The organism is Gluconacetobacter entanii (genome assembly GCF_013155425.1).
Classification (GTDB): domain Bacteria; phylum Pseudomonadota; class Alphaproteobacteria; order Acetobacterales; family Acetobacteraceae; genus Novacetimonas; species Novacetimonas entanii.
Window position 1 is genome coordinate 1 of sequence record NZ_JABJWD010000140.1, and the last position, 12,161, is coordinate 12,161.

The 12,161-nt window shown below is 61.8% G+C and carries 9 protein-coding genes; 5 read left to right on the forward strand and 4 right to left on the reverse strand.

What is annotated here, in order from left to right:
* The first annotated feature begins 160 nt into the window (after window positions 1-160).
* The 4 genes from HNH97_RS16800 (at window position 161) to HNH97_RS16815 (ending at window position 7,118) form a co-directional block, all read left to right on the forward strand.
* Window positions 161-2,542: a glucose/quinate/shikimate family membrane-bound PQQ-dependent dehydrogenase gene (locus HNH97_RS16800; protein ID WP_216657702.1), complete on the forward strand. Its 2,382-nt coding sequence runs from the start codon at window positions 161-163 to the stop codon at window positions 2,540-2,542.
* 435 nt (window positions 2,543-2,977) lie between these two features.
* Window positions 2,978-4,306: a cytochrome c gene (locus HNH97_RS16805; RefSeq protein ID WP_171791649.1), complete on the forward strand. Its 1,329-nt coding sequence runs from the start codon at window positions 2,978-2,980 to the stop codon at window positions 4,304-4,306.
* Window positions 4,307-4,327: 21 nt separating this feature from the next.
* Window positions 4,328-4,801, forward strand: a complete 474-nt coding sequence (locus HNH97_RS16810; protein WP_110913304.1) for a (2Fe-2S)-binding protein — start codon at window positions 4,328-4,330, stop codon at window positions 4,799-4,801.
* The gene (locus HNH97_RS16815; RefSeq protein ID WP_171791650.1) at window positions 4,794-7,118 is read left to right on the forward strand and encodes a xanthine dehydrogenase family protein molybdopterin-binding subunit; all 2,325 of its coding nucleotides are present in this window, start codon (window positions 4,794-4,796) and stop codon (window positions 7,116-7,118) included. The genes HNH97_RS16810 and HNH97_RS16815 overlap by 8 nt, the downstream gene beginning before the upstream one ends.
* A gap of 186 nt (window positions 7,119-7,304) precedes the next feature.
* On the opposite strand, the gene HNH97_RS16820 is transcribed toward HNH97_RS16815, so the two are convergent.
* The 4 genes from HNH97_RS16820 to HNH97_RS16835 all read right to left on the reverse strand — a co-directional run bounded on the left by HNH97_RS16820 (window position 7,305) and on the right by HNH97_RS16835 (window position 10,596).
* Window positions 7,305-8,405 (reverse strand): glycerophosphodiester phosphodiesterase, encoded by a 1,101-nt coding sequence (locus HNH97_RS16820; protein ID WP_110913319.1) that lies wholly within the window; start codon window positions 8,403-8,405, stop codon window positions 7,305-7,307.
* Window positions 8,406-8,526: 121 nt separating this feature from the next.
* Complete coding sequence (locus tag HNH97_RS16825) at window positions 8,527-9,273, reverse strand: acid phosphatase (protein ID WP_171791651.1); 747 nt, start codon at window positions 9,271-9,273, stop codon at window positions 8,527-8,529.
* Between the two features lie 168 nt (window positions 9,274-9,441).
* Window positions 9,442-10,353: a polyphosphate kinase 2 gene (gene ppk2 / locus HNH97_RS16830; RefSeq protein ID WP_171791652.1), complete on the reverse strand. Its 912-nt coding sequence runs from the start codon at window positions 10,351-10,353 to the stop codon at window positions 9,442-9,444.
* Window positions 10,354-10,410: 57 nt separating this feature from the next.
* Window positions 10,411-10,596 (reverse strand): hypothetical protein, encoded by a 186-nt coding sequence (locus tag HNH97_RS16835; protein WP_171791653.1) that lies wholly within the window; start codon window positions 10,594-10,596, stop codon window positions 10,411-10,413.
* Between the two features lie 387 nt (window positions 10,597-10,983).
* Here HNH97_RS16835 and HNH97_RS16840 point away from each other — a divergent pair, with 387 nt between their 5' ends.
* Complete coding sequence (locus tag HNH97_RS16840; RefSeq protein ID WP_171791654.1) at window positions 10,984-11,961, forward strand: hypothetical protein; 978 nt, start codon at window positions 10,984-10,986, stop codon at window positions 11,959-11,961.
* Window positions 11,962-12,161: the final 200 nt, after the last annotated feature.

The window sequence follows — 12,161 nt, forward strand, 5'->3', positions numbered from 1 at the left end:
CCTTTCATGATCCGTCGCCCACCCCGCCTGCCATACCCCCATGGCGGGGTGGCCTGACACGTCATCGTCAAAAATAACCTCTTGACCTGAGGCTGCTTTATAAGCTGTCTCCTTGGGCAAAGCCGTCGCGCGCCTTGTTTTTGCTTTGTTCAGGATGATCATGAATACGCCCCCTTCCCATCCCGGCCCCGGTCGCACCCCCACGCTCCTTCTCGTCATCGCCGTGTGTGCGATATCCGGTCTTTATCTACTGGGGGGTGGCCTGTGGCTGGCCGTTCTGGGGGGCTCTTTCTATTATGTCATCGCCGGCGCCGCGCTGCTGGCGACGGCATGGATGCTGTGGATACGCTCCCAGACCGCACTGACCCTCTATGCCGTCCTGCTGGCCGGCACGATGATCTGGGCCGTGCGGGAGGTCGGGTTCGATTTCTGGGCCCTTGCCCCGCGTGGCGATATCCTGGTGCCGATCGGACTCCTGTTCTTCCTGCCGGGCGTGACGCATGCGCTCTCGACACAGGCCAGGCCGCCGCGTCTGGCGCTCGGGGCCGTCATCGCGGCCGCCGTCGCCGTGGTCGGGATTGCCCTGACGCAGGATCCGCAGGATATCGCGGGCGACCTGCCCCCCGTGGCGCAGAACGCCCCGACGCCGGGGGATGCGAACGAAATGCCCGACGCGGACTGGCAGGCCTATGGCCGGACGGAATTCGGAGACCGTTTCTCCCCGCTCAAGCAGATCACGGCCGCCAATGTCAGCAAACTGAAGGTCGCATGGACCTTCCGCACCGGCGACATGCGCGGCCCCGGCGACCCGGGCGAGACGACGGACGAGGTCACGCCGATCAAGATCCGCGATACGGTCTATCTGTGCTCCCCGCACCAGATCCTGTTTGCGCTTGACGCCGCCACGGGCAAGCAGCGGTGGAAATTCGATCCGCAGATCGTCCACAACCCGACCTTCCAGCACCTGACCTGCCGTGGTGTCTCCTACCACGAGGCAAAGGCCGACGCCGATGCCGCGCCTGCCGAATGTGCGCAGCGCATCTTCCTGCCGACCAATGACGGCCGCCTGTTCGCCCTTGACGCCCATAGCGGCGAACGCTGCCACGGGTTTGGCAAGGACGGGGAGATTGACCTGAAGGACGGCATGACGGTCAAGACGCCGGGATTTTACGAACCCACATCCCCGCCGGTCGTGACCGACAGCATGGTCATCGTCTCGGGCGCGGTGACGGACAATTATTCCACACATGAGCCATCCGGCGTGACGCGCGGGTTCGACGTCAATACGGGTGAACTGAAATGGGCGTTCGACCCGGGCAACCCGGACCCGAACGAAATGCCGTCCGAGCAGCACCATTTCGTGCCCAATTCGCCCAATTCGTGGATCACGGCGTCCTATGACCCGCATCTGGACCTGGTCTATATTCCCATGGGCGTACAGACCCCCGACATCTGGGGCGGAAACCGCAATGCGGATGCCGAACGCTATGCCAGTTCGATCGTCGCCCTGAACGCATCGACCGGGAAACTGGCCTGGAGCTACCAGACCGTGCACCATGACCTGTGGGACATGGACATCCCGGCACAGCCCAGCCTGGTGGATATCCGCAACGCGGATGGCGAAATCGTCCCCACCCTGTATGCCCCCGCGAAAACCGGCAATATCTTCGTGCTTGACCGTCGCAATGGCAAACTGGTGGTCCCTGCCCCCGAACGCCCCGTCCCGCAGGGTGCAGCGCCGGGCGATCACCTGTCGGCGACGCAGCCCTTCTCCGAACTGACATTCCGCCCGAAGAAGAACCTGACGGATGCGGACATGTGGGGCGGCACGATGTTTGACCAGTTGATCTGCCGCATCATGTTCCACCAGCTCCGCTATGACGGGCCGTTCACGCCGCCGTCGCTGCAGGGTACGCTGGTGTTCCCCGGCAACCTGGGCATGTTCGAATGGGGTGGCCTTGCGGTTGACCCGGTCCGGCAGATCGCGATCGCCAACCCGATCGCCATCCCGTTCGTCTCCACCCTGATCCCGCGTGGTCCGAACAACCCCGCAACCCCGGACAAGTCCCTGCCGTCCGGCAGCGAAAGTGGCGTGCAGCCGCAGTTCGGCGTCCCCTATGGCGTGGACCTGCATGCGTTCCTGTCGCCGCTGGGCCTGCCGTGCAAGCAGCCTGCATGGGGATACATGTCGGGCATCGACCTGCGCACGAACAAGATCGTATGGAAGCACCGCAACGGCACGATCCGCGACAGCGCACCGCTGCCGCTGCCGTTCAAGATGGGCGTGCCCAGCCTTGGCGGGCCGCTGACGACCGCAGGTGGCGTGGCGTTCCTGACCTCCACGCTGGATTATTACATCCGCGCCTATGACGTCACGACCGGGAAGCAGTTGTGGCAGGACCGCCTGCCCGCCGGCGGGCAGTCCACGCCCATGACCTACTCCGTCAACGGGCGTCAGTTCATCGTGACGGCCGATGGTGGCCATGGATCGTTCGGCACCAAGATGGGCGATTACGTGGTCGCCTACAGCCTGCCGGAATAACAACCGGCACCCATAATATGCCGGGGACGACAATCCGTGTCGTCCCCGCTTGACCCGGCGGCGCGTGTCTGTATATAAGCGGATATAGACACAGCCCGCCGGGAAAATTCCTCTCCCGCGTATCGTGCCCCATCCGCCATCAGGCCCCTGTAAACGCCACTTATTCAGGCTTTTACAGAAGATTTCCTATGGGGTATAAAAATCCAAATAAGTCTTATAGGCGTTTTCACCTTACGTTGGGTGGAAGCCCTTGACTAGGAAACAGAAGACTTACTGTCCGCCGCGAGGAGGAACGCCGATGCGCGTCCTGCCGATCCGGTGCCGGAAGGCGGCATGCACATGCATGCTGATTTCGTTGTTTCTGAAGACGTAGCGCCGAAACTCGGGGCGGATGATACGGGGTGATCTAATGACTTTCACAACCGCGAGAACATCGTGATTAAACGCATTGCAGCAGCGATTGTGGGAATCGGTGTCGCCGGAGGCGTCGGATTCCTTGCTTACGCGTGGTATCCGGAGATTTCTCCGGTCGCACCGCCACCTCCTTCCTCTTTCAGCAAGGCGCAGATCGAACACGGCCGCGTGCTCGCCGCTGGCGGCTACTGCGCGGAGTGCCATACCCGCACCGATGGCAAGCGCGGGATCGAACTGGCTGGCGACTACAAGATGGATACGCCCTTTGGCGCCATCTTCTCTTCCAACATCACGCCAGACCCGGAAACCGGTATCGGCCACTGGTCCGAAGCGGCGTTCAAGCGGGCGATGCGCAAGGGCATTTCGCGTGACGGCACGCAGCTGTTCCCTGCCTTCCCGTTCGACCATTTCACACACATGACGGATCAGGACATCGACGATGTCTATGCGTTCCTGATGACGCGTGAGCCGGTCCATTCGGTCAAGCGCGAAAACACGGTCGCCTTCCCGTTCAACATCCGCCTCGAACAGGCCGGGTGGAAGCTGCTCTTCCTGCATGAAGGGCCGCTGAAGAACAACAACGCCAAGGATGCGGAATGGAACCGTGGCGCGTACCTGGCCGAAGGGCTGAGCCACTGCTCCGCCTGCCATACGCCGCGTAACGCCATGGGCGCGGAAAAGAGCAGCGCGCCTTATGACGGTGCGCCGGTCGATAACTGGATCGCGCCCCCGCTCAATGAACACAACCCGACCCCGGTCGTGTGGACCGAGGACGAGTTCTTCAAGTACCTGCGCTATGGCTCCGCCCCGCTGCATGGCAGTGCCGCGGGGCCGATGTCGCCGGTCGTCCATGGCGGCCTGAGCGAGATGCCGGAATCCGACGTGCATGCCATCGCGCACTACCTTGCGGATATCGACAAGGCATCAAGCCGCGTCAGCGAGGATCCCAAGGCCATCGCCTGGGCGATGAAGGCCTCCATGCGTGACCTGGTTGGCCCGCAGACGGACCCGAACGCACGGCTGTATGCCGGGGCCTGCGCCGCATGCCACGCCAATGCCGGCCCGCAGCCTGTCGAAGGCCGCCCGGACCTGGCGCTGAACAACGCGCTGTGGCTGGATGAACCGACCAACCTGTATCAGGTGATCCTGCACGGAATTGGAACGACGGAAGGCATCTCCACCGCCTCGATGCCGAGCTTCTATCATTCCTTCTCCGACGCGGACCTCGCACGTCTGGCCGCCTACCTGCGCGCCACGCGGACGACCCTGAAACCCTGGACCGACCTTGAGAAGAAAGCCGCGGATGTCCGCAAGACGCTGGCTGCCTCTCCTGTCGCCTCTTCTCATTGAGATGAAAGACGGAGCTAGAACATGACGACCTTTCACCTCAATGGACGCGAAGTCACCGTTGACGTCCCGGAAGATACCCCCCTGCTGTGGGTGATCCGTGACGAAGTCGGCCTGACCGGGACGAAGTTCGGCTGTGGCATCGGCATGTGCGGTGCCTGCACCGTGCATATCGGCGGCCGCGCCACCCGTTCGTGCATCACGCCCGTCAGCGCCGCCGAAGGCGCTGACATCACCACGATCGAGGGACTCGACCCCGAGGGCAAGCATCCCGTGCAGGTTGCCTGGCGTGAACTGCAGGTGCCGCAGTGCGGTTACTGCCAGTCCGGGCAGATCATGCAGGCCGTCAGCCTGCTCAAGGATTATCCCTCCCCCACGGATGAGGAAATCGACGCGGTCATGGCCGGGAGCCTGTGCCGCTGCATGACCTACATTCGCATACGCGAGGCCATCAAGAAGGCCGCGGCAGCCGCACGCGGAGATTCGTCAAATGGGTAGACTGAACCGTTTTCTTACCGGAAAAGGCTCCGGCGCCGGACAGGGACTGTCCCGGCGTGGCTTCCTTGTCACCTCGCTGGGGGCTGGCGTCATGTTCGGCTTCGCCCGGCAGGCCTCGGCCAACCAGATCTTCCCGCTTGACAAATCCGGCCCCGGCGACGGGGCGTTCGAGCCGACCATCTGGTGTTCGATCGCGCCGGATGGGGAAATCACGGTCAACATTATCCGTGCGGAAATGGGCCAGCATATCGGCTCCGCCCTTGCCCGCATCATCGCGGACGAGATGGAGGCCGACTGGGAAAAGGTGCGTATCAATTACGTCGATACCGATCCCAAGTGGGGCCTGATGGTGACCGGCGGAAGCTGGTCGGTATGGATGACGTGGGATGTCTTCCGCCAGGCGGGTGCGGCAACGCGCACGGCGCTGGTGGAGGAAGCCGCGCGCCTGCTTGGCACGACGCCGGACAAGTGCACCGTCAGCCAGAGCATCGTGTCCGCCGCCAACGGCAAGCAGATCAGCTTTGGCGACATTGTCGCACAGGGCCATCCCAGCCACTCCTTCACGCCCGAAGAAATGGCCAAGCTGCCCCTGAAGCCCGCGAGCGAGCGTCGCCTGATCGGCAATTCCGAACTCAAGAAGGCGCTCGACATTCCCGCCAAGACCACGGGCGAGGCCATCTATGGCATCGACGCGAAGGTCGAGGGCATGGTCTATGCCCGTCCGAAGATGCCGCCGACGCGCTATGGCTCCAAGGTGCGTTCGGTTGACGACAGCGAGGCGCGCAAGGTCAAGGGCTATATCCGTTACCTGAAGATCGATGACCCGTCGGGCGTCGTGCAGGGATGGGTCGTGGTGCTTGCCAGCAGCTATGCTGCCGCCATCCGGGCGACCGACGCGCTGAAGGTGGACTGGATCCCCGGCGAGACCGCCCATGTCAATGAGCGCGACATCCAGGATCGTGGCCGCGAACTGATCAACCACAAGGAAGGTGGCGTCTACGTCTTCAACGACGATGGCGTGGATCAGGCGTTCAGTTCGGCCCATACGGTCATGGACAAGGAATATACCTGCGCCTCCGTCCTGCATTACCAGCTGGAGCCGACGAACGCCCTCGCCTTCGTCAAGGATGGCGTGTACGAGATCCATGCCGGCAACCAGTGGCAGTCGCTGATCCTGCCGACACTGGCAAAGGCGCTGGAAGTTCCCGAAAGCAAGGTCCTGCTGCGCAGCTACCTGCTGGGTGGCGGGTTCGGGCGTCGCCTGAACGGGGATTACATGATCCCGGCCGCCCTCGCCTCCAAGGCGCTGGGTGGCAAGCCGGTCAAGCTGATCCTGACGCGTTCGGACGACATGGTGTTCGACTCCTTCCGCTCCCCTTCGGTGCAGCGGGTGCGCATGGCGTTCGATGCGTCCAACAAGATCACCGCCATGGATTATCAGGCGGCGGCCGGTTGGCCCACCGGCGTCATGGCCGAAGCGTTCATGTCCAAGGGCGTGAATGACGTGCCGTATGACCAGTTCGCCATCGCCGGTGCCGATCACTGGTACGAGGTCGGTGCATTCCGCGTGCGTGCCCTGCGCAACGACCTGGCGGAAAAGACGTTCCGTCCCGGCTGGCTGCGTTCGGTCAGTCCCGGCTGGACCAGTTGGGGGGTGGAATGCTTCCTTGATGAAGTCGCCCATGCGCAGAAGAAGGATCCGGTGCAGTTCCGTCTGGACATGCTGACGGGTGCGGGCCGCAACAAGGGCGAAGCTCCTGACGCGGTCGGTGGTGCGCTGCGGCAGGCTGCGGTCCTGCGTCGCCTGGCGGAAAAGGTCGGCTGGGGCAAGCAGAACCTGCCCAAGGACACGGCGCTGGGCATCTGCACGACGGCGGGTCAGGAACGCGGCATGCCGACATGGATTGCGTGCTGTGCGCAGGTTCACGTGGACCGTTCCACCGGGGTTGTCCGCTGTGAAAAGCTGACGATCGTGGTGGATGCGGGCACCGTGGTCGATCCCGATGGCGCACGTGCCCAGACCGAGGGCGCGGCCCTGTGGGGCCTGAGCATGGTCCTGTTCGAAAACACGGAAATCGTGAACGGACAGCCTGTGGACCGGAACCTGAATACCTATACCCCGCTGCGTATCGCCGATACGCCGGAAATGGACATCGAGTTCCTGCCGAGCACCGAAAAGCCGATGGGCCTGGGTGAACCCGGCACCACGGTGGTCGGGCCGGCCATCGGCAATGCGATCTTCAACGCTGTCGGGGTGCGGTTGCGTCATATGCCGGTGCGTCCGGCGGACGTCCTGCGCGGGCTTCAGGGAAGCTGAACCTGTTCCTGACAGGATCTATGAAAAGGGGGCTGGCGCATCATGTGCCAGCCCCCTTTTTTCTGTTATGCCCGTGAAAGTTCAGCCGGTCATAAAAAGATTGTTAAGAAATAAGGGTTTTTCAGGTGCTGCTTTGAAGCTTTTTGAAAAAAGCTTCACCAAAAACTTCTTATACTTAACGCGGGATTACATCCGCACGGCCTGGCGGCCAAGTGCCGGATCGTCGGTGAAAAACCCGTCAAGCCCGAGATCGAGGTAACGCCGGATTTCCGCAATTGATCCTTCGGGATTGCGGGCATTGTCCCCCATCGCATTACGCAGTTGCAGCGGCAGGAAACAGTTTTCCGGACGGAACGTATAAGAATGGACCAGCAGCCCCGCCCGATGCGCATCCTCGATCAGGGACGATGGCGCAAGCCATGCCCCGGCCCCGTCACGCGGGATGATATCGACATTCGACGGACCGATGACATCGGCGTACTGCCGCACGTCACGCAGGGCCGCAGGCGTCATCAGGTCGCCAAATGTCGCCCCATGGCCTGACGCCACAAGGTCGGGCACCCGTTGCGTACGCTCCCCCATCAGGAACATCAGGCGCGCCTGCGGGTTGATCGCCTTGACCCTGCCATACAGCATCTTCAGGTTCGTGGTTTCAAAGGACTGCACCTCCAGCGGGCAGTAGCGCGTATATTCGTGCGCCCCGATCACCTGCAGGAACGTTTCCTCCGGCGTCTGGCCAAGCTTGTGGAAATGCGTCGAGTTCTTGATTTCAGGAATCAGGCCGATCACACGTCCCCGCGCGGCAGCCTCCGCCGCGACGAAATCAATGACCTCCTCGAACGTGGGGATATCGAAATGCCCGTCATAACGCGTGTTGTGCGCCCGCACCGCAGGCAGGCGTTCGCGTGCGCGCAGGGTCTTGAGTTCCTTCAGCGTGAAATCCGTCGTGAACCACCCCGTCTCCGACACGCCATCAATGACGATAGTGCGTTTGCGCGATGCGAATTCCGGGTGATCCGCCACATCCGAAGTACCCGCGATGTTACTTTCGTGGCGCGCCACCAGTACGCCGTCGCTGGTGGGAACCAGATCGGGTTCGATATAGTCGGCCCCATCCGCAATGGCCTTGGCATAGGACGCCAGCGTATGTTCCGGACGCAGGGCGGACGCGCCCCGGTGCGCCATCACCAGCGGCACTGGCGCCAGGGATGGTGCGGCATGACCCGGCCGCACCGAACACATCACCGCGCCCCCCGCCAGTATGAGTGCGTGCCTGCGTGTCAGCATGGCCTTGTCCATCAGTCTTTTTTCCAGTTCCAGCCCCGGTTTCACGATAACGCGGCGGGGGTCTCTTGGTATGTACATGAACGCAGGTGGGGAAAGACGCGCCTTTCCCCGCACGGTTCCATCACAGGGGCGAATGGGCCGCGGCGTCATGCTCGATCGCGCAGGCCTGCGCGTTGGGCCTGGAGGCAGCCTGACGCAGGCCCTCCAGTTCCGTACGCGCGGCATCCAGATCGGCACGGAATGCCGGATTGCCATGCATGGCGGCAATATCCGCCGACCCGGTCACGTATCCTTCCAGCACGTCACTGGCCCAGTGCACGCCACAGACGATGCGGCTTTCACCGAACACGCGCCCGCGCTGCAGGATGTCCGTTGACCGGTCCGGCAGCAGTTCCGCCAGCACCAGCGCCGTGCTCCAGCCCAGAATCGTATGTCCCGACGGATAGGCCCCGGACGTGGCCAGATGGGCGCGATCCGATTCCGTGCAGATCGGCTGGTCATTTCCCACAAAGGGACGCGGGCGGTGCCATGTGGATTTGGCGTAACGCGTCGTGGCACGTTCACTGGCATCCATCCGGGCGATCAGCGCGACAAGGCGCGGTGCCTTGCGGGCATCAAGCGTAAACCCGGCGGCACAGGAATAGCTGCGCAGCAGGGATTCCATGCTCAGGTCCGCATCGGATGTCGCCAGCGCCCAGCGTGCGCCCCCTTTCAGCCCGCGTGTGGACTGAAAGGCATGGTCGTCCGCCGCCTGTCGCGCCGACCCCGCCTGCGGCGGAGGCGGCAGGTATTGTGTCGCATCAGGCTGCGTCGCGGGCGTCAGGTATCCCGCGTCAGGCGCTTTGGCAGGTGCCGACGTCCGCGCCATGCAATTTCCCGAAGCCATGAACAATGACGTGCACAGCACTGATAGTAGATAATGTTTCCGCATAATATCTCACAATAATGAAATCACGATAACGCGCCGCATACAGGCCGCAGCCCCGTGGGACTGCCGCCAGCCACCATCCGGAGGGTGACATGTCCGCCTGCTTTTTCAATACAATTCCGGAACAATCATATCATCAGGAACAGGCTGGCGGATATAATCCGGGCTGAAGACACGTTCCGGCAAGGTCACTTCAGGTCTTTCCACATCCTGGTAGGGAATCTGCGACAGCAGGTGGCTGATGCAGTTCAGGCGCGCCTTCTTCTTGTTGACGGCCGGGACGATCCACCATGGCGCCTCCGGGATGTTGGAGCGTTCCAGCATGATTTCCTTGGCCAGGGTATAGGCTTCCCACCGTCGGCGACTTTCAAGATCCATCGGGCTGAGCTTCCACTGTTTCAGCGGATCTTCCATACGGGCGCGGAACCGCAGTTCCTGTTCATCGTCGGAAATTGAAAACCAGTATTTGACGATCTGGATCCCGCTGCGCACCAGCATCCGCTCGAATTCCGGCACGGAGCGGAAGAATTCCTCATATTCCGCGTCGGTACAGAAATTCATCACCCGTTCGACGCCTGCACGGTTGTACCAGCTTCGGTCAAACAGCACGATTTCACCCGCGGCAGGCAGGTGGCTGACATATCGCTGGAAATACCATTGCGTGCGTTCGCGGTCATTGGGGGCAGGCAGGGCAGCAACGCGGCATATACGCGGGTTGAGGCGCTGCGTGATCCGTTTGATGACGCCGCCCTTCCCCGCCGCATCGCGCCCTTCGCAGATCACGACCAGACGATGCCCGGTTTCCTTGACCCAGTCCTGCACCTTCACCAGTTCGCCCTGCAGTCGCAGAAGATCGCGAAAATAGGTCTGCCGGAAGTCCAGCGGATCGCACGCCCGGCCCGAGCCAAGGCGCGCATCGTCAAGTTCAAGCTCGATTTCTTCATCAAGGTCATCGAGGATTTCTTCACGCATGCGGATCTTGTCCAGCATGCCGCGATCGTAACCGGGCGTATGGCTCATACGGGAACCTGCTCCGCTGTCAGACGGCGCCGCAAATGCGCAACCCACGCAGCATGTTCAGAATTCGTCGTGGATATAGGCATCCTCGTCATCCACAGGCGCACCATCGCAAGAGAAAAAATCCTGTGAAAGCGGCGGCATGTTTCCGGCATCCACATGCCGACGCCCCTTCCATACCAAGACAAGCGCGGGACGCCATTCCTCAATGAAGTCCTGTTTCTTTTCACGTGACGTATCCTGCATGATCCATCCTTTGCCGACCAATGGACCAGCGGACCATAGTCCTGATTTTCCTTGGGGAATGTGAACGTTTTCTGAAAGAACGTTTCGTCTTCAAAACCATTAATGTCACCACGGGCGGGGAACCTCCCCCGCATCCGCGCGATATCCATCCGGACCGGCGCATGGCAACGCACACCAGATCCCTGCTCTTGCCTGCATGGCCGGTCCTGTTGCGACTTTCTTGTTGCAATTGATATTCGTTTGCAATATGAAAAAGGAACTCACGGCGTATCAGACAGTTCCCCAACCGTCGATTTCCCAGCCCTACCGCCGTGAAAACTCTGCGGCATCGCCCACCTGCCTGCGGGCGATGCCGCATCTTTTTTTCCGTGCAGGGATCAAGCCATCATGCCCGAAACCACAGGATGCAGCCCGGACTGGCACCTTGAACATTCCCGCCCCGCCCTGTTCCTTGATTATTTCAACCCGCGCACGTCCTTCGCCGCACAGGCTAACACACTGGCCACGCGGTTCCGCGATATTCAGGCATTGTGTAACGAGGGCGAAAACCCACCCGAACTGACGCGCCTGCGCAATGAACTGGCCTTTCACCTGGTCAAGATGTCACGCTGGTGGGGATTCGATTTCTGCCCGCGCGGTGTCACCGATGTCCGCAACCCGCTGTTCATGACCTACGTAAAGGCACATATCGAACATTCGATCGAAGATGAAAGCCTGTTCGACCTCCTGACGGTACAGCGCCACATGCATGCGGGCGATGCGGGACATCTGCTTGTGCTGGGGCAGGAAACCGGCGCGGACCCGGCATTGAGTGTACTGTTCGGTATCGACGGGCAGCGTGGATTCCGCTTCGCCATCGGTTCGACCGGCCTTGCCCCCTTATGGAACGGACAGACCTATCCCGATTTTGCCAGCATGTGGCTGTCGGCGCGGGCCGTGCATGCGCTGATCGCGGACAGCCACGCCAATGTACAGGAATATGAAGCCGCCCATCAGGAACATATCTGGGCGCGCGCGTGGCACCGGCGGCATTTCCATCGTCATATCACGCGCCCTGCCGTGGACATGTATGCACAGGCCATGTCCCAGCTTGACAGTTGCCAGTCGATATTTGGCCGCGCAGAATTCGAGACGATCGTGAACCGCGCGGCCTTCCACATCGCCCGGACCGCTTTTGACCACAACATGACGATCGCGGACATGATCGGCACGGGCGGCCTGCGGGACATGGGACTGCGGCATGCAAATACGATCAAGCGCCGTGCCCGGACCTATATCACGACCTGCATCGACCCGATCGCGCGTCCGGAAATGGATATCCTGCTTGACCGTGTCATTTCATACCTGCCACGGCGCTGCACATGACGCAGCGCCGTGACCCGTCAGGCGAGAACGGAACTTACCATCCGCCCCAGCCGCCCCAACCACCCCAGCCCCAACCGCCATAGGGATAGCCGTAATATCCGGGGTAGCCATAGTAACCATAGCCGGGATAACCGTAATACGGATAAGGCGCGCCCCAGCCGGGACCGCGATCCCAGCCACCGCCCCAGCCGCCACGATCC

What these genes read in the sequence shown, in the direction of transcription:
- HNH97_RS16820 (WP_110913319.1), bottom strand. Translation starts at nt 8,405, where the DNA reads ATGCTGACACGCAGGCACGCACTCATACTGGCGGGGGGCGCGGTGATG.
- HNH97_RS16815 (WP_171791650.1), top strand. Translation starts at nt 4,794, where the DNA reads ATGGGTAGACTGAACCGTTTTCTTACCGGAAAAGGCTCCGGCGCCGGA.
- HNH97_RS16840 (WP_171791654.1), top strand. Translation starts at nt 10,984, where the DNA reads ATGCCCGAAACCACAGGATGCAGCCCGGACTGGCACCTTGAACATTCC.
- HNH97_RS16810 (WP_110913304.1), top strand. Translation starts at nt 4,328, where the DNA reads ATGACGACCTTTCACCTCAATGGACGCGAAGTCACCGTTGACGTCCCG.
- HNH97_RS16800 (WP_216657702.1), top strand. Translation starts at nt 161, where the DNA reads ATGAATACGCCCCCTTCCCATCCCGGCCCCGGTCGCACCCCCACGCTC.
- HNH97_RS16835 (WP_171791653.1), bottom strand. Translation starts at nt 10,596, where the DNA reads ATGCAGGATACGTCACGTGAAAAGAAACAGGACTTCATTGAGGAATGG.
- HNH97_RS16825 (WP_171791651.1), bottom strand. Translation starts at nt 9,273, where the DNA reads ATGGCGCGGACGTCGGCACCTGCCAAAGCGCCTGACGCGGGATACCTG.
- ppk2 (WP_171791652.1), bottom strand. Translation starts at nt 10,353, where the DNA reads ATGAGCCATACGCCCGGTTACGATCGCGGCATGCTGGACAAGATCCGC.